Raw genomic sequence first — 22,096 nt, forward strand, 5'->3', positions numbered from 1 at the left:
ATCCGACGATTGAACCAAGGATGGGGTAGTTACTTCAAGTTAAGTGAATCGCGAAGCATATTTGAAATCCTAGACGAGTGGACACGTAGCCGTGTTAGACTGTGCTACTGGAGCCAATGGAAACGGATCAAGACGCGTGTGAAGGAGCTTAAGAAACTAGGTGTGACTTCTAACCAAGCTTATCAATGGGGTAATACCCGTAAAGGTCCGTGGCGAACGGTAAATAGCCCAATCTTGAAACGAACGCTTACCAATGCATTCTTAAAGAAAGAAGGACTATTATATCTTACCGATATAATAGTCCCAAAGACTGTTAATGTTTAATGAACCGCCGTATGCCGAACGGCACGTACGGTGGTGTGAGGGGTCAGGTAATCAAATAATGATTACCTTCCTACTCTATATTGTCATTCCGAGCATAGCGAGGAATCTATAAAAGATATCTCCTAAAGTCGATATGACGCGTAATATAAAATTCTATTTCAACCAACCTTTTTCTAAGACTTCTTTCGCGTGGTAGGTAAGGATAGAAGTGGCACCAGCGCGACGGAAGCTTAATAGCGTTTCCATAATTACTGCTTCGGACAACCATCCATTTGCAATAGCTGCTTTCAGCATAGCATATTCACCCGAAACATTGTACGCTGCGATTGGTAAATCAAAATTGTCGTGCAATAATTTAATTACATCCAAATACGGAAGACCTGGTTTTACCATCAAGAAGTCAGCACCTTCTTCCATATCCAATTGTGCTTCAATCAATGCTTCTCTGCTATTCGCTGGATTCATCTGGTAGGATTTCTTGTCCCCTTTTTTAGGAGCTGAACCCAATGCATCACGGAAAGGACCATAGTAAGCTGAAGCGTATTTTGCAGTATAAGACATTAGCGACACATTTGTAAAGCCATTATCGTCCAAAACACTACGCAAATAACCAATTCGACCGTCCATCATATCTGAAGGTGCAATAATATCCGCACCAGCTTTTGCATGAGCCAAAGCCATTTTTCCTAAAATCTCTAGCGTTTCATCGTTTAAGATTTCACCATTTTCTACAATACCATCGTGACCATCTGAGCTATATGGGTCCATTGCAACATCTGTAATTACACATGCTTCTGGAAAATTTTTCTTCACAGCATCGATAGCACGCAAATACAATGTTCCTTCTCGGTAACTTTCTGTAGCGTATTTATCTTTCAACGATTCTTCTACTGCTGGGAACAAATCAAATGCTTTCAATCCTAAATTCATGCAACTTTCTACTTCACGTAGCAAGTTGTCGACTGAATAACGAAAGATACCCGGCATTGATTTTACTTCCTCTTTTTGGTTATCACCGTCAATGATAAATAAAGGGAATATTAAGTTAGAAGGCGATAAATGCGTCTCTTGAATCATGTCACGAATGACTGCTGATTTTCTGTTTCTTCTAGGACGTTGTAACATGGTAAGAATGTTTATATGAAAGCCATTTCGATAGAAATGGCTTGTTATAATATTTTATTTGTATTCTAATCCAAAAATAGCTTCTGTCAAGCCCATCTCATCAGGGGAGAATGGAAGTGTATATTTTAATCCCATTTCCTCAATTGCTTTGGCAGTAGAATAGCCAATACAAATGATTTGTTGGTCAGGTTCTGCTAAGTTTTCAGCAAAATACGCTTGCACATTGCTTGGGCTAGTGAATATTAATACATTAGCATTTGATTTGCCTACATTTTCTTCCAATACGGTTTCGTAAATAGGCATATCAATTACGGTCGTGTTTTCAGTTAATTCCTTTTGAATACTCATTAACGAATCTTTTGCGCGAGGAATAAATACTGTTTGACCATCAACCAATTTTGCGAATTCTTTGGCTATATCTTCGGTGCTGATACCCAAATCATCACCTGAGAAATCTGCTACACGACCAAATTTGCGTAATGTCGATTCGGAACCTCTTCCTAAAACACCAATTTTTGTTTTCTTCAAAATCAAAGGCTCTAATTTGAAGAAATGCTCAATTGCATTTTTACTATTGAAGAAAATCCAATCAGCTCTTTTTAGAATAAAAGAATCTAGCGTGTTGATCGTTGGAAATATTTTAATCAAAGAACGCGCATCTACAGCAATATTGTGCTTAGCTAACCATTTTGCCAAATATGAGTTTTCATCCAAATCTCTTGATATAAAAACAGATGAAGGCATTTTACGGTCTTTTTGGAATTTTTCAAAAATTCTTTGTGCCATTCCTTCGGTGGTATTCGACTCTAGATATAATCTATCTGGGAAATCTTCGTTGTCTTCCGCAATAGAAGTCCAAGATTCAAATTTACCATTACGTTCGCGACAGTAAGAGCCAAGAGGCGCATGACAGCCCGCATCAAACATATTTAATACTTTACGTTCCACAGCAATAGTTTTAGCTACAGCCTCGCAGTTTATTTTTTGTAATAAATTGAATAATTCTTGGTCAGATTCACGAATTTGAATAGCTAATACACCTTGAGCTGGCGCAGGAATAATCTCTACAGGTGGGATTTCTTCGATGTGAAAATCGGACAAATCCATTTCAATACGACTCACTCCAGCTTTCGCTAATACAATCGCATCGTATTGCTCGTCACGTAATTTTTGAATACGTGTCTGCAAATTTCCACGTAAATCGGAGAACTCTAAGTCTGGACGTACCGACAATAATTGCGCTTTACGTCTGTTCGAAGAAGTACCTACACTAGCATTGTGTTTCAACGATAAGCGTTTGGTTACATCAACACAATCTTTGTGAATAATGATTACTTCCGAAGGGTCTTCACGCTCTGATACGGCAGCGATGATAAGTCCTGGAGGATTGACAGTCGGTAAATCTTTGTGAGAGTGAACAGCAAGGTCAATTTGCGCAGATAATAATTCTTCTTCCAATTCTTTGGTGAAAAACCCTTTACCTTCCAATTTATCCAAACGAAGATGTTGGATAATATCGCCTTGCGTTTTGATGATTTTCAATTCGGCTTCGACGCCGATTTCTGCTAATCTATCTTTTACGAAGTTGGCTTGCCAAAGTGCTAGTTGGCTACCTCTAGTTCCGATAATTAATTTTCTATTCACTGACACAAATTTACGTTATGTATTAACGTTGCAAATTTAGCCAAATAGAACCACTTTATGACCCTTAATGTGTCAGAATAAAGTATCTTTTGTCAAGAATAAGAGTAGGAATTAGTTCTTTTCGAATTCTGAGTTTTTCACTAGAATTTCTTTAGCCATTACCATAGGAACTTTGATGTATTTTTTCTCCATATAGTTGATGACTTTTTCCAAAACTTCACGCGCTTGTGGGTCAAGATTGTTGAGGTCTTGCGCAAAAACTTCATTCATAGCGACAGCGCGAATCTCTTTGATTTTATCAGGTACTTGGCGCATAGCTACTTCTACACGACGTTGTTTGATAATAGGAAGAAATTCTTTGATATTCTCCTCGATGATAGTTTCAGCGCTTTCTAATTCATTGTAGCGCTCTTGGATATTTTTTTCTGCGATAGCTTGCAATCCACTTACTTCGATGTAATGAATTGAATTTTTAGCTAAAACGTCAGCATCAATATCATTTGGAATTGCTAAATCTACGACAACTTTTTTATCTGTATCGCCGTTTAATAGGCTTTGGTACAAATCATTGTCAATGATAGAGCCTGCAGCACCTGTGCATGTAATCATAACGTCAAACCCATGTTTGTAATTTGCCAATTCTGACAATGGGTAAGCTTCACAATTTAACTCTTGAGCTAATTTTTTCGCATTTTCCAACGTACGATTGAAAACAACGAAATTAGAAAGTTTATGTTTTTTAAGGTATTTAGCAAAGTTTTGATTTGTTTCGCCCGAACCGATGACTAAAATTCTAGGATTTTCTGCTAATTTGATTTCTTTCAACTTGCGGTAAGCCAAAGAAACTACAGAGATAGGATTACGTGAGATGTTTGTATAGGTATAAACTTCTTTTGCGGTCTTGACCAATCTATCCATCATCAAACGAAGAAAATCTCCTGTAAATCCTGCTTCACGACATTTTTCGTAAGCACGACGTACTTGAGCTAGGATTTCTTTTTCGCCGACAACCAAACTCTCTAGAGAGCAGGACATACGGAAAAGGTGGTTAAGAGCATCTAATCCAGTGTAGCGAGTTACTTGACCTAAGTAGCACTGAAGGCGTTCAGCTGGTACACAGAAGTTCATTTTTTGCATAAATTCAGCAATGAACTCATCCGTCAATTGATGTGCACCATAAAAGACAAACTCCACACGGTTACATGTTGCGATGTAAAATACTTCAGGAATATCTAATGTATTTTTAAGATTGATTAATCTGGCATCTAACTCTTCATTACAGATAACCAAATTGCCCAAATCTTTTAGGTCAACGTGTTTGTGGGTGAACGCTATAACTTTTAAATTCTTCAACGCTTTAACTTTCTAGCTCAAATAACTGTTGCAAATGTAGCCTAAAACGTTGGCTCTTCTGTCAAAAATCTGTCAAAGGAACTAATTTAGAAAGCCTCTAAATAGCAAGATTTCTTTTTTTAAAATATTGAAATTCAGTTTGTTGAAAATTAAACTAAGTTCTTTAATGACCTATATCACATAAATAAAATATATTTTGTAATTACAATCACAATTCACAGTGTGCAAAGTGTATAATTTTCTGTTCAAAACAATATTCAAATATAAGATTAAATATTTGGGCAAATAAATTTTGAAATATACCTTTACTATTATGTACATACTAAGAAAGCCAATCGCACTATTTGGAATAACTGTGGCAGCATTGTCCAGTATTTTTTGTCCCTTTTTGAAAATTCCTATCAAAGGAAATTGGAATCTGTATCAGACGGATACTAGTCTTTTTTTAATTACAATGGGATTTTTAGGATTATCGGTTTTATTTTTTGCGGTTCGCAAAATTAATATGTATCGTTATGCATCATGGGGGTTTTTGGGATGGACTATTTTGGGATTGACAGCAGTATACTTCAAAATCAACAATTATTTCGGATTTAAGTTGGTAGATGGATTGTTATCTAAAACTATACACTTAAAGTGGGGCTGGGTAGTGCTTATATTGAGTGCGGTGGTGATGGTTTCAAGTGTACAAAAAGTAAAGGAAATAAAATAATATGAGACATAAACAGATTAATAATACACCGATTAATCAAATCATGTTGATTTTGATTATAGTGCTGATTTGTATTTTGATATTCAAAAATCTGTTGTATTATCTGCCGGGATTTCTTGGTGCGATGACATTATACATATTATTTAGAAGTTCTTATTTCACACTAACAGAGCAAAGGAAATGGAATAAATCATTAGCAAGTATTTTATTCATTTTAATTTCCATAGTTTTTATTGTTCTCCCCATATGGGCGATAGTAGATTATCTAATTCCTCAAGTGCGGAGTTTTTTGGATAATACCGACCAAATTGTTAACCAGTTTAATCAGGTTAAAGTTTTTCTATCAGACAAGCCTTTGTTGCAAGATATAGATTTATCGGATGAAGCATTGTTAAACTTTTTACAACGATTGACAAAATATATACCTAGTATTCTAAATTCTGTGATGGAAGTTGGTGTCAATATATTAGTCACTTTATTTGTGCTTTATTTTATGTTGGTGTATGGAAGACCGATGGAATCTTATATAAGACGTGGTATTCCTTTTTCTGAAACAAGTAAAAATGAAATCTGGAAAGAAGTCGATTTGATGGTGCGTTCTAATGCTATTGGTATTCCAATTTTGGGGTTGTGTCAAGGATTAGTTGCGATGCTAGGCTATTATATTTTTGGTGTGGAGAGCTTTATACTATTAGGAATATTGACAGGTGTGTCGTCTATTATACCCGTACTTGGCACGATGACCATTTATATTCCAGTATGTATTACAGTGCTTGCTACAAGTTCTTTAGGTAGTGGTATTGGGTTGACTTTATATTGCTTTTTGTTGGTGGGAGGGATAGATAATATCTTGCGTTTTACTATTCTTAAGACATTAGGGAATGTTCCACCTTTGATAACTGTATTTGGCGTATTGTTGGGTTTAAATATGTTTGGTATGTTAGGTTTAATTTTCGGACCATTGATATTATCGTCGGTAGGTGTTTTAATCAAGGTTTATTCTAATGAGTATGGAAAAGGAAATGCAACCGATTTAATAGAATTAGAAATTAAAAAGTAAGCACTTACTTTTTTTTAAATTTTTCTTTTGTAATCCATTTGAACTCATTATGTTTGTAGCACAAAGGGAGATGAAAGAATGAAATTATGTGAGTCTTCACTCACATCGATAAACCAAAAAACACAATTAATGATAGACCGTAATGTCTTAAAACTTCAATAAGATATTTTCTATCCAATTATAAAACTATTTTAGACTAATTGTAGACTTGTCCAATCCCGCGACAAGTCTTTTTTTATGTGGAGAAACGGGGGTAAATTCTTATATTTGTATTCATGTGCATCAGACACATTAAACCATTAGGAGAAACATATGGGAACGGAGAGTAAGAGACAACAACGATTTGCAGGTGTATTACAACAAGATTTGGCTGAATTATTCCAACGTGAGGGAGCGGCTTGGGCACCAGGAGCATTTATCACAGTTACGAAAGTTCGTGTGACGCCAGACTTAGCTATTGCACGTGTATTTTTAAGTTTTTTGAATACCAATACGGCAAAAGAAGATATCGCGGCCATTAAAACTAAAACTAGTGAAATTCGATATAAGTTAGGTACACGTATTAAAAATCAAGCCCGAATTGTTCCGCAGTTGGAATTTTTCTTGGATGATACCAATGAATATGTCGAGCATATGGATAAAATATTTGAAGAGATTAGTAAAGAGACTAGACAGCCAGATTAATAAATCTGGCTTTTTTGATAATGATATTTCGATTAGACAAAAAACATATGCTATTTCCAGACCCTTCACTCGCTGAAGAAGATGGCTTATTGGCTGTAGGTGGGGATTTGCAATTGAAACGACTGCTAAATGCATATGCAAATGGTATTTTTCCATGGTATTCGGATGATACACCTATACTTTGGTACGCTCCTCATGAACGATTTGTGTTATATCCACAAGAAATAAAAATCAGCAAATCGATGTCCAAATTTTTGTCAAAAGAGGAATTTGCTATCACTTTTAATGAGGATTTTGAACAAGTCATAAGGAATTGTGCTAGGATAGAAAGAAAAGACCAAGATGGAACTTGGATAGTCGATGAAATGCAATCTGCTTATATCAATTTGCATAAACAAGGTTTTGCGCATAGTATAGAAGTTTGGGAAAATGAAACGCTTGTAGGTGGATTGTATGGCGTATTGGTAGGAAGAGTTTTTTGTGGAGAAAGTATGTTTTCAAAAGTGTCTAATGCGTCCAAAGTAGCTTTGATTTATTTGTGTCAACAATTTGATTTAGAATTAGTCGATTGTCAGATTCATTCCGAGCATTTAGAATCGATGGGAGCAAAGCTTATTGATTCCAAAATATTTTATAATTTGCTGAATAATCAAGAATATACTGCCCATGGATTACAAAAGCTATTTCGACATTCCTAGTGATATCACATATCTGAATACATCTGGAAACGGTTTGATGCCAAGTACACATTATAAATGGCGGGAGGAACGAGAGAAAAAGTTTTTTGACATCAGAGGTGATTTACGCGACCAACAAGGAACTTTTATAGCTAATGTAAAGGCTGAATTTGGAGAATTATTTAATTGTCCTGTTCAGAATTTATTTGCTGTGCCTAATTTTTCTTTTGGATTACATACACTTTTGAATGGAATGCCAAAAGGATTGCGATATGCGATTTTGGAGGAAGATTATCCTTCGTTAAATTATCCTATTATCAGCCGTCAATTGGATTATGTTAGCATACCAGTTAATGAGAATTTGGAGGATAATATTGAGGATATTTTGCAGTCGAATGGTATTGATGTTTTGGTCTTTAGCATTGTCCAATATATTAAGGGAATTAAGATTGATTTGAATTTCGTAAAGAAATTAAAGTTAAAATTTCCAAATTTGCTTATAATAGGTGATGCGACGCAATATTTGGGGACAGAACCGTTTGATTTTCTGAATTCAGGATTTGATGTTGTTGGCGGTTCAGGATATAAGTGGATGATGGCGGGTTTTGGAAACGGTTATATGATGATTTCGGACAACGTGAAATCTATGCTCTATGTAGATGCTCAGCTAGGAGAAAGGCCAAAAGAAGCGATGTGGTCTGCAAAAAGTATATTGGATACTTTCTTTGAACCTGGTCATCAAGATACATTGAGTCATGGAACTTTATTGCAATCGGTACGATTGTTTAAAGAAATTGGACTAGATAATATTCAACAACAGCTTAAAGATATTACGCAATATGCGTATCAAAAATTCGACGAAAGAGGCTTATTGTTGACAGAAATTAAGAACAGAAAAGTAAAATCTTCATTGATTAATATACAAATAGCTCCAAAGCATTATGATTTGCTGATGTCTAATGGAATTAAATGTTTTCCGCGCGGAACTGGAATTCGAATAGGAATTCATTTGTATAATACGAAGGAGGATATAGATAAATTGATAGCGGTGATTGATAAAATAGAGAAATAAGATGAATTTGAAAATAGGTGATTTAGTACGATTCATAGATGAGCCAATCGAAGGACATATCACATCTATGCAAGCGAATGATATAATAGGGGTAACTGATGATACGGGGTTTGAAATCCCTGTATTGCGTACTAAAGTTACTTTGGTGCATGGGAATATGCGCACAATAGAGGATGAGATAGATGATTTACCAACGCAAGCAAATTTGCCCTTTGTTGATAAAGGTATTTATATCGGTGTAGCAGGTGAACAAAAGGATGGTTTAGCGAAATTTTATATTATCAATGAAACTTCGTTTGAGCTTTTAGTATCTGTTTCAGAAGTTTCAGGTTCTAAAACAACAGGAATATTTGCGAATGCTGTACCTAAGCATGATTTTGCTCAAATCTATACGGCAAACTTTTCGGCAGTAGGGAAATGGCCAACTTTCCAGTTACAAATAATACGCCATACGCGATTAGCCCAAACACAGACCCAACCGATTAGTAAGGAATTTCGTGTGAAACCTTTGGATTTGATTAATTCTAAAGAGCGTGTTGAAATGCTCAATGAGAAAGTTTGGCTGTATGAAATTGATAAAATCGAAGAGGATATTGGTCTCGATAAATTGAAATCTCATTTTATTTCGCATAGACCGAAGGGAAGATAAGTGTAAAGTCCTAGTGTTTTGCTAGGACTTTTTTGTTGTCATAATCATTATAATTGAAAAAGTGAAACTTAAAGCTTATATAATGACATAAAAATATTAGGGTAAGCGTCTGAAAAGTAGTATCTTTCTAATGATTAGATTGTTGGGGGGAAACGAGCACAACAATTAAGACATTTGCCAAATTATGAGAAAGCTTCTTTTTGCAATAATTATTTTATTTTGCCATCAAACTCTATTAGCTAATAAGCTCATTCCTAATGGAAAACCAATTGATTTAAGATGTGAACATCTTATCAATCCTTTAGGTATTGATAATCCACAACCTCGATTTTCTTGGAAGCTAAACGATGATCGTAAGGGTGCTATTCAACAAGCTTATCAAATACTAGTAAGTGAAGATTCTATTTCTTTAGAGCAAAACAAAAAATTGTATTGGGATACGGGGAAAATGTTTAAATCCGACATTTTAATCACATATACTGGAAAGGTTTTAGTACCGCAGAAGAGATATTATTGGAAAGTGATTGCATGGGATAAAGATGGGAAAACTAATTCATCTTCGATAGCTAGGTTCGAAACGGGAATGATGGGGCTAAATAGTTGGAAGGGATCGTGGATTAGTGACCATCATGACATTCATTACAAACACGCTCCTTATTTTAGAAAGGAATTCAATACCACTAAAAAGATCAAATCTGCACGAGCGTATATAGCTGTTGCGGGATTATATGAGCTTTCTATCAACGGTAAGCGAGTAGGAGATCATTTTTTGGATCCAATGTATACACGATTTGATCGGAGAACATTATATGTCACGCATGATGTGACCAAGCATTTGCAATTGGGGGAAAATGCAGTTGGTGTTATATTAGGAAATGGCTGGTATAATCATCAGTCGTTGGCAGTGTGGGATTTTCATCATGCGCCTTGGCGCGGAAGGCCGACTTTTTGTATGGATATTCGAATTGAATATGAAGATGGTTTTGCAGAAACAATAAAAACGGAGCGGGACTGGAAAACTTCTTCAGGACCAATAATAGCGAATAGCATTTATACGGGTGAACATTATGATGCGCGGTTGGAGCATAATGGTTGGGATTTACCCGATTTTGATGATTCTAAATGGCAAAGAGTACGTTATCGAAGTGTTCCTTCGAATAATTTGGTTGCTCAACAAATTGCACCTATCCGATTAATTAGAGAATATAAGCCCATTTCTGTTAAAAAATTGGATGACAAAACTTATCTCTTTGATATGGGGCAGAATATGGCTGGTATTTCTAAAATAAAAGTTTATGGAAAGGAAGGAACCATTATAAGAATTTCGCACGGAGAACGTTTACACGAAAATGGACGACTAGATCTTTCTAATATAGATGTTTATTATTTAGGAGATAAAGAAAAAGATCCTTTTCAAACCGATATTTTGATTCTTAGTGGCAAGAAAGAGGATGAATTTATGCCAAAGTTTAATTATAAAGGGTTTCGGTATGTAGAGGTTACAAGTTCTGAGCCTATTGATTTGAATGAGACAAATCTAGTGTCTTATTTCGTACATAGTGATGTCGAACAAAAAGGAAATGTTCACACTTCTTCTACGTTGGTTAACAACCTTTGGAAAATTACAAATAATGCTTATTTGTCTAATTTGATGGGCTACCCAACTGACTGTCCACAGCGAGAAAAAAATGGTTGGACTGGAGATGGGCATTTAGCTATTGAGACAGCTTTATACAATTACGATGGAATCACTGTATACGAAAAGTGGTTGGCTGATCATCGCGATGAGCAGCAGCCTAATGGAGTTTTGCCCGATATTATTCCGACAGGCGGGTGGGGTTATGGTACTGATAATGGTTTGGATTGGACGAGTACAATTGCCATTATTCCGTGGGAGGTCTATCAGTTTTATGGTGATAGTAAGCTGTTGAAGGATTGCTATGAAAACATTAAACGTTATGTAGATTATGTAAATGGAATTAGTGTGGATGGTTTGACGACATTTGGTCGGGGTGATTGGGTTCCTGTGAAATCCACTTCAAATAAGGAATTGACTTCTTCGGTTTATTTCTATGTTGATGCCAAAATTCTCGCTAATGCAGCTAAACTTTTTGGTAAACTAGAGGATTACAAGTTTTATTCGGCTTTAGCTGATAAGATTAAAATTGCAATCAATACAAAATTTTTAAATCGAGAGTCTGGAATTTATGCTTCGGGTACTCAGACAGAATTGAGTGTGCCTTTGCATTGGGGTTTAGTGCCAGATGATATGATCGCTAAAGTTGCCGCTAACTTGAATCAAAAGGTTATTGAATCAAATTTTCACTTGGATGTAGGCGTTCTTGGTGCTAAAGCATTGCTGAATGCACTAAATAATCATGGCTACAGTGAATCGGCTTATAAAGTTGCTGTGCAAAATACTTACCCTTCCTGGGGATGGTGGGCTGTGAATGGAGCTACTACTTTATTAGAAAATTGGGACTTAAATGCTAAACGAGATATTTCGGACAACCATATGATGTTTGGTGAAATAGGAGGTTGGTTTTTTAAGTCAATAGGTGGTATTTTACCAGATCCACAGCTTCCAGGTTTTAGGCATATACTTTTGAAACCTATTTTTCCAGAAGGTTTAGATAAGTCAGAAGTTTCTCACGAATCGCCTTATGGAAAGATTATTTCTAAGTGGAGTAAAAACAAAAAAACTATTACTTACGATATTACTATTCCAGCTAATTCATCAGCTACTTTCTACGCACCCAATAATATAGAAGGTGAAAGAGAAATTAAGTTAGAAGCTGGAAAGCATCAATTGAAATTAAAGTTGAAATAGCGGTTCAACTCATTTATGGAAATTGATTAATTCGTTCATCATGCTATTAACCAAATTAGTAGTATATGAAATGTTATGTTGGGCTTTTAAATATTTTATTTCTTTTGGTTGCATGTAGGAGCGAACCAGAATTATCTCAATACTCTAAGATTCCTTTAATATCAAGTCTCTATTATTTTGCAGATGATAACAGTTATCAATTTTCTTGTGTTGGATTAGGAGATAGTGTAGTTGCGATTTATGAGTATAATCCACATTTGGTTACCATACAAAAGTGTACAATTAAAAATAGCAATACGAGAATCAGTTCTTGTTATAGATATATTGGATATAGCCTACTTTATAGTAATTTAGGGGAAAAGTACTTTAATTTGTTAAACTTTCCGTTTAATATAAATCAGTTAGATGTTAATAGTATATTTAAGTTCTACAATACCCGATTTGTACGTTTAGATTCTATTGAATTTTGGAATAGGACATCTCTATTTTTAGATTCAATTGTGTTTGACCTTTCCAGAGATAAGTATTTATTGGATTTTACTTATTCTAATCAAAAAGTAGATCAAAATATATCAATAGATCAGTGGGCTTTAAGTAAAAATATTGGTAGAGATGCTACTAGCTTGCCAAAATTGTTTTTTGAAGTGGAGATTGATAAACTAGGGAATATAGTAGCTGTCGATTATAATTCTTGGGGAAAAGAAATTTATAAAGATCTTATAGTTGGGCTAAAACCAATATTATTTAATAAATCATTACAACCTTATAGTTTTTTGGGATACCCAGTAAGAGTTAAGATGACTGTTGGGGTAATTATAAAGTAAGGAATTATTGTAGTGTTGATTTGTTTGTAAATTATTGTTTAACAGTTTGTTGCGTTTTTTTTGGTAATTATTTATTAAATTAGTATTACCCATTAACCTAATTTTCTAAATTATGAAAAGAAAAATTCTTTTGATAGTATCATTAATTATGATACTATTCTCGAGGCAACCTCTTATGTCTCAAACACAACAAGTAGATTCATTACCAGTTTATAATCTTTTTTACTTAAGTAAGTACATTAACTCCACAGGACTAAATAATAGTGACTCAACTAAACTATATAATAGCCTAATTTCTATCGTTCGTAATTCAAATGCTAATATAACAAATGAAAAAATATTGAACTTTATTAATAAACAAGAAGGATTAAAAAAGGAGGGAATCAAAAATATAATTTTAGCGAAGGGTTCTCTCAAAGATTTGCCATCTGCATTTATTAATGATACTCCTTTGAATATTCTTATTCAAGAATATTTTGATAATCGAAAAGATATCGAAAATAAGGATTTTAAAATAGAAAATGAAAAAAATCAACTAGTTGAATTTGTAAATCTATTAAACGATGTAAACATAAACTCTGTTAATGAATTAGATGATAAGGTGAAGAGTTTGTCAGAGGAGTTTAATAAATTAAATGAAACTCAAAAAAACACACTTGGGAAATATGGTGATATAAAAGATTCATATCAGACATTTAAAGATGCTTTAATTGAAGTTAGTAAAAAGAAGGAAGATTTGATTAAAAAGTTTAATCATGATATTTCTTATTTACAGATTCCAATACAAGAGACCAATATAGATACTGTTTTGAATAATTTTCAAAACAAACTTAATACATTGAAATCTAAGGTTCTGTTACAAGATTTTGATTCTTACATGGTAAAAGAAGCTATTTATCAATATGATAAATTATCTGAAGAACAAAAAAACACATTACGAACTCTCAATAATATTAATATTAAAATATTTTTAGAAAAATTTAGTTCTGAAATGAATTTGATTTCTAAAGATGTTGATAGCGCTAAAGGAAATTTTAAAAATAAAATTACTCAAATAGTTGATTCCGTTAATATTAATAAATATAGAAATGAAGATTTAGCAAGATTAAAGAAAACTGAAGAATCAAATAATAAATCACTTGACACTATTGTTAGTAATGTTCTCACAATATTAAAAGATGATTTAGATGCTGCTACATTGATTTCAACTCTTGCAAGTGCATATGAAACTCCTACAGTTCAGCAGATTCAAATTACTAGTATGATTCAAACTGCTGAGCAAAATTCAGTATCGAGTTTTAAAATTCCATCAGAGTCAGATTTAATAAATGCAGTAGCTATGTTTTTGGCAAAGCGGGCAAAGCAAGAAGCTATGATTTGGTTTATTGATAGATTAAAGGAGGATATGCATAATCCTTTAATATTCGATGCTTTTCCAAATACATTCACTTTATTGAGGCAGACAGAATCTTATAACACACCAAATTTTGGACAAGCCTGGCGTTTCGCTCTTTCGCAAGATTTAGTCAAAATGCCAGAAAATCTGTTAGAGAGTACCTGGGTGAACGAAATTTGGGGTGCAGAATCTAAAGATGATATCGATAATACATTACATATTTTTAAACTAGGTGCAAATATATTTGAACTTATTCGTGCTCAATACAATTACCGAGATATTATTAAGTATGTTCATTTGAATAGAAAAAAGCTTAAAGTCAATGCTACTATCTTAAATTATTTTGATTATTTGTATATGTTGACCAATGAACTTTATGTTGTAGATAATACCAATAAAGGTTTGATTTATAGATTACTTACGTATGAGGAATTGTCTTCGTTGACCAAAACACAATTAGAGATTCTAATTGAACTTGTGAAAATAAAATACGATCCTAAAGTATCCAATTTATTATCAGCAACCACTAGGTTAAATGAGAAAGTTGATTTTAGTCAACTTGGAAGGGTTTTGCTTTCCCTTTCACAATTTGACAAAATTAGAGAATCATCGGATAAAACTACTGAGGAAAAATTTAGTGCTTCAAGTTTGTGGACTAACTTGGCTAAGGTAATTGATCAAATTGACTTTGAAACAAGTAGTACTGAATATAAAAATGATTTTCAATTAATGAAAAAATATTTGAATAGTTTTAAGGATGTCATAAGAATATACGAAAATATTCAAAGTAATAAATTTGACTTAGTATCAAAGGATTTAGTTAATTTATTAGATAATCTTATTCGTAATGAAAATCGTGATTCGGGTAAATTTACGCTGACTTTCGATTCAAAAACTAAAAGCTTGAAATTTAATAAAAATGAAATAACTAGCATACAAATGCTGAATGGATTTAATAAAGATTTCGAGTTAAGCTTTGCAACAGATAATATTTTGGTAAGTGTAAAATCTGGTAATAGAGTTTTTAACCTTAGGAATGAGATAGGTTTAAAACAGTCAATTCTAAAGGATCCAAAGGGAAATGTGGAAAAATTATATGAAGTAATTGATAGCAGTCTAAAAAAGTTGAATGATGATCATAAGAGAGAGACTTTGAAGCTTATTCTTAATGGTAAAAATGCTAAGGTAAATACAATGAAAGGAGATGAGGTTTCAAATCTTGATCTACCTTTTGAAATGAAAAGGGATACAAGCTTTACTTTTACAATAGAAAAATATACTAAAAGCTCAATCAAATTAGCTAAACTTAAAGAAGAACTAAAGCTATTAAATTACTTAAATGCAAATACTAAATCATCAGAATGGAAATCGATAGTAGGTAATAAGTTAGGATTAAACTCACAAGTTGGTGAATTATTAAATTTATTATTCAAGGAGCCAGATACTACTAATTACAAAGCGTTGCTTAATATTAAATTACTTGTTGATTTTTATCAATTTAAAACGTCTAAAGAATTGTTATCTCCGCAACAGATTGCTAATACATTACAATATGTATATTTGGATGATGATTTTGCAAATAAATATGGGAATAAACTGATTAAGCTTACTTCTTTCTTCTCTGATGTATTTTATGCTTCTGATGGAAAAGCGATGGCAGCAGCTATTGATCGTCATGCTTTACCACCTACTTCATATACTTTAAAGCGAAAAGTCCCATTTAGTATAACATTTAATGGCTATGTGGGCATTTATGGGGGTGTAGGGAGAATTTATTCTGAAAATGAATTTATAACAAATAATAAATATGTCAAGGCGACTTATGGTCTTACAGCTCCTATAGGATTCACTTTCTCCAAGTCTTCAGGTGGCATTTTCGCACAGGTAATTGATGTGGGAAATTTGGTTGGACACTATTTATGGAATGTTAATCCAAAGGAAGAAAGACCGAATGTAACGTTCAAAGAAGTAATTAGTCCAGGAATAAATTTTATGCACTACCTTGACAGATCTCCTTTCGTTATTTTTGGAGGTATTAGAGGGATACTTTTAGATGAGAAAAATGTTACTGAGAAAAATAGGTCGGGTGAGGTAATAAGTTTTAAAAATTATAATAGGGCCATATTGGATATGATAGAATTTAATGTAGGGATAAAAATTGATATTCCAATGTTTAATATATATAGCAAAATGTATTGATTCAAAAACACCACGCCTTGCTTATTATCTAAGCAAGGCGTGGTTATATCTTAATACAAAGTACTGTTGTACTTAATACTAAACTTATGCTCCTAATTGTACGCGTTTGAAAGCAGTAACAGTTAATCCTTTAGATACTGAATCTAAGAATTGAGCGATATTTTTTGAAGAATCCTTAACGAACTCTTGGTTCAATAAAGTAGTTTCTTTGAAGAATTTGTTCAATTTACCTTGAGCAATTTTCTCAGCCATTTCAGCTGGTTTACCTTCAGCGATGATTTGTTCTTTAGCGATAGCGATTTCACGCTCGATAGTGTTTTGGTCAACACCATCTTTGTCTAAAGCGATAGGGTTCATAGCAGCGATTTGCATAGCTACGTCTTTACCAGCTTCATCAGCACCAGCAACATCAGCAGTTAAAGCTACTAATACACCTAAACGGTAGTTACCGTGGATGTAAGAAACAACTTTCTCACCAGTAACGATATCGTATTTAGAAACGTCGATTTTCTCACCGATTACACCAGTTTGCTCGATTAGAGCTTCTGAAATTACTTTTCCGTCTAATGTTAAAGCTTTTAATTCTTCTACAGAAGCAGGAGTATTAGCTAATGCTACTTCAGCGATTTTGTCAGCGAATGCTACGAAATCAGAGTTTTTAGCTACGAAGTCAGTTTCGCAGTTTACTTCTACTACGATACCAGTTTTACCATCAGCTGATGATTTAGCGATTACAACACCTTCGTTAGAATCACGGTCTTGACGGCTAGCAGCTACTTTAGCACCTTTTTTGCGTAAGTAGTCAACGGCAGCTTCGAAGTCGCCGTTAGCTTCTACTAAAGCTTTTTTACAATCCATCATACCTGCGCCTGTTTGTTGACGCAATTTGTTTACATCTGATGCAGAAATTTGTACTGACATGATATTTTCTTTTTTAATAAAATTACAATGTTGTCATTAACAAAGCGATGAGCTATTGTTAAGTTTTTGGTTCTTTTAAACAAAAAAACCGGAAAGACGTGCGTGGCTAAGGAAGTGAAACTCCCAGAAACCTACACTTGTCTATCCGGCTTTATATATAGAATATTATTCTACGTCTTTTGCTTTACGAGTGCGTTTTCCTGAAGTATCAGCGTCACCATTATCTACCGCAGCTTTAGCAGCAGCAGCTTCTTTTTCCGCATCATCTTCTTTATCGCGCTTACGCTCTTCTAGACCTTCTACTATCGCTTGACCAATGATACCAGCGATAAGGCTAATAGATTTAGTAGCGTCATCGTTAGCAGGGATAGGGAAGTCGATGTTTGTAGGATCAGAGTTCGTATCTACCATTGCAAAAGTAGGGATGTTCAATTTGATAGCTTCAGCTACAGCGATGTGTTCTTTTTTCACATCGATGATGAATAAAGCTGCCGGCAAACGGTTTAAGTCAGCGATACCACCCAAAAGTGCTTCTAACTTAATACGCTCACGTTGAATCATCAACTTCTCTTTTTTAGATAATACATCGTATGTACCATCTTTTTGCATTTTGTCAATAGTAGTCATTTTTTTGATAGACTTACGAACTGTTGCGAAGTTTGTAAGCATACCACCTAACCAACGTTCAGTAACGTAAGGCATGTTTACAGCCTTAGCTTGTTGAGCGATGATTTCTTTAGCTTGTTTTTTCGTAGCTACGAATAAAACTTTACGACCTGATTTTACGATTTGTTTGATAGCTGAAGCAGCTTCTTCTAATTTCGTAAGAGTTTTGTTCAAGTCAATGATGTGGATACCGTTGCGCTCCATGAAAATGTACTTAGCCATTTTCGGATCCCATTTACGTGTAAGGTGACCGAAGTGAACACCTGCATCCAATAAATCTTGATAAGTAGTTCTTGCCATTTTGTGTTCCTCCTTTGATTAACGTTTACTGAATTGGAATCTTCTACGAGCTTTCTTGCGTCCTGGTTTTTTACGCTCAACCATACGGTCATCACGCGTTACTAAACCTTTAGCACGTAAAGCTGGTTTTACTTCTGGGTTAAGCTCTACTAATGCTTTAGCAATTGCTAAACGCACAGCTTCTGCTTGACCTTTAACTCCACCACCTTGAACGTTAACTTTCACATCAAAATTTGCTAATGACTCCGCTACCAATAAAGATTGAGTAGCGATGTATTGCAATGGCAATGTTGGGAAATATTCTTTGTAGTCTTTACCGTTTACGGTAATGTTTCCGCTACCTGCTCCTAAGTAGATACGAGCAACAGCAGTTTTTCTTCTTCCTGAAGTGTTAGTTGTTGACATGTTTGTTCTCCTTAAAATTTAACTGGTTTTGGATTTTGCGCTTCGTGTTTGTGCTCAGTACCAGCATAAACAAAAAGGTTTTTGAATAACTGACGACCTAAACGGTTTTTAGGTAACATACCACGTACCGCTTTTTCGATGATGCGCTCAGGGTGTTTAGCCAATAATTCTTTTGGAGACACAAATCTTTGACCACCTGGGTAGCCTGTGTAGCGAACATATGTTTTGTCGCCTAATTTGTTTCCTGTCAACTTAACCTTGTCTGCATTAATAACGATCACGTTATCTCCGCAGTCTACGTGTGGGGTAAATGTTGGCTTGTGCTTACCACGAATCACTTTTGCGATTTCGCTCGCCAATCGTCCCAAGATCTCGCCTTCAGCGTCAACAACGATCCATTCTTTGTTAACAGTGTTTTTGTTGGCAGAGACAGTTTTGTAACTTAACGTATTCACTTGCTTTTATTTAATTAATTAATAATGTTTAAATGATTGTAATCACTACAATCGGAATGCAAAGGTAATAATTTTATTTTCAATAATGAAACATCTATACACTAAAATATTATTTAACTTTTTTTAAGTTTTTACTTGTTAAACTTCTAGTTTAGAATTCACTCTTTTGTAAGTCTAGATTGCTACCTTAGTATATCGAATGCCTAAGAGAATAGTGAGAAATTTAATTGAATTATAAGAATGAGTGTACAAATATTATATAACTTCCAAAGATATCTGCTGGTGTTGACTTTCGTCGCGATTTCGTTATTTTCTTATGCACAAACTGACGAAAACTACAAAGAAGAATTGAAAGCTGTGGAGGCAAAATTGCGAGAAGGTAAATTTCAAGAGGGAATACAATTATTAGATGAAGTTTCAGTTAAATATCCCGAAGTAGCAGATATTTATTATGCAAAATCATTGATATTTGGTCAGATGGGGAATTATGAAGAGGCGGTAGACAATGCATCAATCGCTTACGAAAAAAGTAAGCATATGTTTTACGCTAATCACCTGCTAGAATTATATAAGTCAAAGAAAGATTTAGGAAATGGTATCAAGTTGCTACAAGATTTGAAGATAAAATACCCGAATCATGAAGGTTTGAATAGAGAGCTGTTGATTCTTTATGCTGAAAATAAACAGCTTGATGAAGCGAAGAAATTATACACACAATTGATTACTGCTAATCATTCGGACACGTTACAATTGGTAATGTCTGAGATCTATATGAATTCTGAAGATTTGCCCGCAGCAAAAAAGCTACTAACGAAGCTTGATGGCAAAACGATGATACCCGATGTGTACGGATATCTTGGTTATATATACATGCATGAGGGCAAACAGAAGGACGCATTGTCGGCTATTCAGCGTGGTATTAAACGTACCAATGATAAAAGCTTGTATCTAGATTTGGCTGACACTTATAAATCTATAGGTAAATCAGAACCTATGTATAATGCCTTAAAAATTGCTTTCGATGCACCTGAAGTTGTGTTTTGGGATAAGTATAAGTTTATGATGGGGTTAATGAATGAGGAGGAAATTTTATCCAATGATAAAATGCAGCTTTTAGCAAATACATTAGTCACCATACATCCAGATGTTTTGGAAGCCCAAATACTTAAAGGTGAGTTGCTGTGGAAAGGTAGGAATGTTGAAGAAGCACGGTCTGTGTTTTTGAAAGTGGTGTCATCTAATCCACGTTATATCATTGCCTGGCGTTTAGTTATCAATATAGATTTAGCTTTGGGTAAAGCTGACGATGCTATTAATCATGGATTGGAAAGCCTTAAGCACAATCCTAACAATCCACAATTGTTATATTTCACTAGTCTGGCGTATGCTGGTAAACAAGATTATGAAACCAGTAAGGAAATATTGGAGACAGCGCTGAACTATTCAGAAAATGAAAATAATTACTTGCGCTCTATGATTTATGGATCATTAGGTGATTTGTATCACGAACTGAAAATGGAAAGTCTATCCGATGTTGCTTACGAAGAAGCTATAACTTTGGATAGTGCAAATGTTTCGGCTCTGAATAATTACGCTTATTATTTGGCTGTTCGTAAAAAGGATTTGGAGAAGGCAGCAGAGTTTTCAAAAAGATCTAATGAAATAGAACCTAATTCGGCAACCTTTATGGATACTTATGCTTGGGTTTTATTTCAACAGGGAAAATATGAGGAAGCGTTGAAATGGATTGAAGGAGCTGTGAAACTAAACAAATCATCTGCCGTATTGTTGGAGCATTATGGGGATATTTTAAGCAAATTGAATCGTGACAAGGAAGCAATTGTGCAGTGGCAAAAGGCGTTGGACGTAGAATTGAGTAACAACGCAAATGGTAGTTTGGCTAAGATTCAACAAAAGATAAAAGAGGAAAGATATGTGGAATAAGTTATTAATAATTGGAGTAAATTTGGCTATATTGACGAGTTGTGGTGCGCGTAAACAAACAGCTAAACTCCCAATTGGCTCTGATCCAAACGGAACAATAGTGTCAAATAGAAATGCAGATTACCTTATCAATAATCTTGATTTTCACACATTTTCTGGGCGTGCAAAAGCCAAATTAGAAATGGGTAAAGATAATCAAGATGTCACGATGCACGTGCGTATTCAGCGCAATAAGGCGATATGGATGTCTGTTACAGGTACATTTTTAAATGTCGAAGGTGTAAGAATGCTAATAACTCCAGATAGTGTCAAAATAATAAATAAATTGCAAGGAGAATATATTGCAAAGCCATTTAATTATATTCATAGGTATACAGGGGATGGTGTTACGTTTGGCGTGTTACAAGATATTTTACTAGCGAACGTTTCATCTGATTTGTTGCGTACAGATAAATTGACTGTAGCCCAAGCTTCCGATGATGTGCAAATTGTAGGAGCAAAAGACGAGCTTTCTTTTCAATATAGCTTGAATGGTAAATATCGTCCAAAAGTTTTCCGATTGACTCCTATCGGTAGTAGCAACAGTTTGGAGGCTTTTTATAGCTCCTTTAATGATGTGACAGGATATAATTTTCCTCAAAATCAAAATGTGAAGCTAAGTGCATCATCTTTGAGTGTAACAGCAGTTTTGAATTACAATAAAATTGAATTCAATCAAGAACTTGAGATGCCTTTTGCTGTTCCTGCACGTTATAAAGTTTTGGACTAATAAGTTGTTAAATAAATATTTTTATTAGGCAAGTCAGATAGATATCACTATTTTTGGCAGTTGTACAAATACGAGAAAGCTGAGCTC

Annotated in this window: 19 protein-coding genes; 12 read left to right on the forward strand and 7 right to left on the reverse strand. The window is 34.4% G+C overall.

What is annotated here, in order from left to right:
- On the forward strand, positions 1 to 324 hold a 324-nt coding region (locus GOQ17_RS14345), incomplete at its 5' end, for a group II intron maturase-specific domain-containing protein (protein WP_317163278.1).
- Positions 325 to 477: 153 nt separating this feature from the next.
- Here GOQ17_RS14345 and hemB read toward each other — a convergent pair.
- The 3 genes from hemB to hemA form a co-directional block, all read right to left on the reverse strand.
- Complete coding sequence (hemB, locus tag GOQ17_RS14350) at positions 478 to 1,449, reverse strand: porphobilinogen synthase (protein ID WP_159638495.1); 972 nt, start codon at positions 1,447 to 1,449, stop codon at positions 478 to 480.
- A 54-nt stretch (positions 1,450 to 1,503) separates the two neighbouring features.
- Positions 1,504 to 3,093, reverse strand: a complete 1,590-nt coding sequence (gene hemC, locus GOQ17_RS14355) for a hydroxymethylbilane synthase (protein ID WP_159638497.1) — start codon at positions 3,091 to 3,093, stop codon at positions 1,504 to 1,506.
- Positions 3,094 to 3,204: 111 nt separating this feature from the next.
- A complete protein-coding gene (gene hemA / locus GOQ17_RS14360; protein WP_159638499.1) occupies positions 3,205 to 4,446 on the reverse strand; it encodes a glutamyl-tRNA reductase in 1,242 nt (413 codons plus the stop codon).
- Between the two features lie 313 nt (positions 4,447 to 4,759).
- Here hemA and GOQ17_RS14365 point away from each other — a divergent pair, with 313 nt between their 5' ends.
- The 9 genes from GOQ17_RS14365 (at position 4,760) to GOQ17_RS14405 (ending at position 16,549) form a co-directional block, all read left to right on the forward strand.
- Entirely contained in the window at positions 4,760 to 5,158 is a 399-nt protein-coding gene (locus GOQ17_RS14365) for a hypothetical protein (protein WP_159638501.1), read from the forward strand.
- Position 5,159: 1 nt separating this feature from the next.
- A complete protein-coding gene (locus GOQ17_RS14370) occupies positions 5,160 to 6,218 on the forward strand; it encodes an AI-2E family transporter (RefSeq protein WP_159638503.1) in 1,059 nt (352 codons plus the stop codon).
- 312 nt (positions 6,219 to 6,530) lie between these two features.
- The gene (rbfA, locus tag GOQ17_RS14375) at positions 6,531 to 6,902 is read left to right on the forward strand and encodes a 30S ribosome-binding factor RbfA (protein ID WP_159638505.1); all 372 of its coding nucleotides are present in this window, start codon (positions 6,531 to 6,533) and stop codon (positions 6,900 to 6,902) included.
- 20 nt (positions 6,903 to 6,922) lie between these two features.
- Positions 6,923 to 7,600 (forward strand): leucyl/phenylalanyl-tRNA--protein transferase, encoded by a 678-nt coding sequence (gene aat, locus GOQ17_RS14380; RefSeq protein ID WP_159638507.1) that lies wholly within the window; start codon positions 6,923 to 6,925, stop codon positions 7,598 to 7,600.
- Complete coding sequence (locus GOQ17_RS14385; protein ID WP_159638509.1) at positions 7,569 to 8,651, forward strand: aminotransferase class V-fold PLP-dependent enzyme; 1,083 nt, start codon at positions 7,569 to 7,571, stop codon at positions 8,649 to 8,651. Before aat ends, GOQ17_RS14385 begins: the two co-directional genes overlap by 32 nt.
- A gap of 1 nt (position 8,652) precedes the next feature.
- The gene (locus GOQ17_RS14390; protein WP_159638511.1) at positions 8,653 to 9,300 is read left to right on the forward strand and encodes a DUF8465 domain-containing protein; all 648 of its coding nucleotides are present in this window, start codon (positions 8,653 to 8,655) and stop codon (positions 9,298 to 9,300) included.
- Positions 9,301 to 9,484: 184 nt separating this feature from the next.
- Positions 9,485 to 12,130: an alpha-L-rhamnosidase gene (locus GOQ17_RS14395; RefSeq protein WP_159638513.1), complete on the forward strand. Its 2,646-nt coding sequence runs from the start codon at positions 9,485 to 9,487 to the stop codon at positions 12,128 to 12,130.
- 65 nt (positions 12,131 to 12,195) lie between these two features.
- Positions 12,196 to 12,954 (forward strand): hypothetical protein, encoded by a 759-nt coding sequence (locus tag GOQ17_RS14400; protein WP_159638515.1) that lies wholly within the window; start codon positions 12,196 to 12,198, stop codon positions 12,952 to 12,954.
- Between the two features lie 112 nt (positions 12,955 to 13,066).
- Positions 13,067 to 16,549, forward strand: coding sequence for a hypothetical protein (locus tag GOQ17_RS14405; RefSeq protein ID WP_159638517.1), 3,483 nt, complete (start codon positions 13,067 to 13,069; stop codon positions 16,547 to 16,549).
- Positions 16,550 to 16,633: 84 nt separating this feature from the next.
- Here the strand turns inward: GOQ17_RS14405 and tsf are convergent, their stop codons facing one another.
- From tsf to rplM, 4 genes are all read right to left on the reverse strand, one after another.
- Positions 16,634 to 17,470: a translation elongation factor Ts gene (gene tsf / locus GOQ17_RS14410; protein WP_159638519.1), complete on the reverse strand. Its 837-nt coding sequence runs from the start codon at positions 17,468 to 17,470 to the stop codon at positions 16,634 to 16,636.
- A gap of 165 nt (positions 17,471 to 17,635) precedes the next feature.
- Positions 17,636 to 18,436: a 30S ribosomal protein S2 gene (gene rpsB, locus GOQ17_RS14415; protein WP_159638521.1), complete on the reverse strand. Its 801-nt coding sequence runs from the start codon at positions 18,434 to 18,436 to the stop codon at positions 17,636 to 17,638.
- 18 nt (positions 18,437 to 18,454) lie between these two features.
- Positions 18,455 to 18,841 (reverse strand): 30S ribosomal protein S9, encoded by a 387-nt coding sequence (gene rpsI / locus GOQ17_RS14420; protein WP_159638523.1) that lies wholly within the window; start codon positions 18,839 to 18,841, stop codon positions 18,455 to 18,457.
- A gap of 11 nt (positions 18,842 to 18,852) precedes the next feature.
- Positions 18,853 to 19,296, reverse strand: a complete 444-nt coding sequence (rplM, locus tag GOQ17_RS14425; protein ID WP_132777065.1) for a 50S ribosomal protein L13 — start codon at positions 19,294 to 19,296, stop codon at positions 18,853 to 18,855.
- Between the two features lie 240 nt (positions 19,297 to 19,536).
- Between rplM and GOQ17_RS14430 the strand changes: the two genes are divergently transcribed.
- Positions 19,537 to 21,240 (forward strand): tetratricopeptide repeat protein, encoded by a 1,704-nt coding sequence (locus GOQ17_RS14430; protein WP_159638525.1) that lies wholly within the window; start codon positions 19,537 to 19,539, stop codon positions 21,238 to 21,240.
- Positions 21,230 to 22,009, forward strand: a complete 780-nt coding sequence (gene lolB1 / locus GOQ17_RS14435) for a lipoprotein insertase outer membrane protein LolB1 (protein WP_159638527.1) — start codon at positions 21,230 to 21,232, stop codon at positions 22,007 to 22,009. Before GOQ17_RS14430 ends, lolB1 begins: the two co-directional genes overlap by 11 nt.
- The last annotated feature ends 87 nt before the right edge of the window (positions 22,010 to 22,096 follow it).

It is taken from the genome of Sphingobacterium composti (assembly GCF_009829075.1).
Taxonomy (GTDB): domain Bacteria; phylum Bacteroidota; class Bacteroidia; order Sphingobacteriales; family Sphingobacteriaceae; genus Sphingobacterium; species Sphingobacterium composti.

What these genes read in the sequence shown, in the direction of transcription:
- hemB (WP_159638495.1), bottom strand. Translation starts at nt 1,449, where the DNA reads ATGTTACAACGTCCTAGAAGAAACAGAAAATCAGCAGTCATTCGTGAC.
- GOQ17_RS14365 (WP_159638501.1), top strand. Translation starts at nt 4,760, where the DNA reads ATGTACATACTAAGAAAGCCAATCGCACTATTTGGAATAACTGTGGCA.
- GOQ17_RS14370 (WP_159638503.1), top strand. Translation starts at nt 5,160, where the DNA reads ATGAGACATAAACAGATTAATAATACACCGATTAATCAAATCATGTTG.
- rbfA (WP_159638505.1), top strand. Translation starts at nt 6,531, where the DNA reads ATGGGAACGGAGAGTAAGAGACAACAACGATTTGCAGGTGTATTACAA.
- aat (WP_159638507.1), top strand. Translation starts at nt 6,923, where the DNA reads ATGATATTTCGATTAGACAAAAAACATATGCTATTTCCAGACCCTTCA.
- GOQ17_RS14385 (WP_159638509.1), top strand. Translation starts at nt 7,569, where the DNA reads ATGGATTACAAAAGCTATTTCGACATTCCTAGTGATATCACATATCTG.
- GOQ17_RS14390 (WP_159638511.1), top strand. Translation starts at nt 8,653, where the DNA reads ATGAATTTGAAAATAGGTGATTTAGTACGATTCATAGATGAGCCAATC.
- GOQ17_RS14395 (WP_159638513.1), top strand. Translation starts at nt 9,485, where the DNA reads ATGAGAAAGCTTCTTTTTGCAATAATTATTTTATTTTGCCATCAAACT.
- GOQ17_RS14400 (WP_159638515.1), top strand. Translation starts at nt 12,196, where the DNA reads ATGAAATGTTATGTTGGGCTTTTAAATATTTTATTTCTTTTGGTTGCA.
- GOQ17_RS14405 (WP_159638517.1), top strand. Translation starts at nt 13,067, where the DNA reads ATGAAAAGAAAAATTCTTTTGATAGTATCATTAATTATGATACTATTC.
- tsf (WP_159638519.1), bottom strand. Translation starts at nt 17,470, where the DNA reads ATGTCAGTACAAATTTCTGCATCAGATGTAAACAAATTGCGTCAACAA.
- rpsB (WP_159638521.1), bottom strand. Translation starts at nt 18,436, where the DNA reads ATGGCAAGAACTACTTATCAAGATTTATTGGATGCAGGTGTTCACTTC.
- rpsI (WP_159638523.1), bottom strand. Translation starts at nt 18,841, where the DNA reads ATGTCAACAACTAACACTTCAGGAAGAAGAAAAACTGCTGTTGCTCGT.
- GOQ17_RS14430 (WP_159638525.1), top strand. Translation starts at nt 19,537, where the DNA reads ATGAGTGTACAAATATTATATAACTTCCAAAGATATCTGCTGGTGTTG.
- lolB1 (WP_159638527.1), top strand. Translation starts at nt 21,230, where the DNA reads ATGTGGAATAAGTTATTAATAATTGGAGTAAATTTGGCTATATTGACG.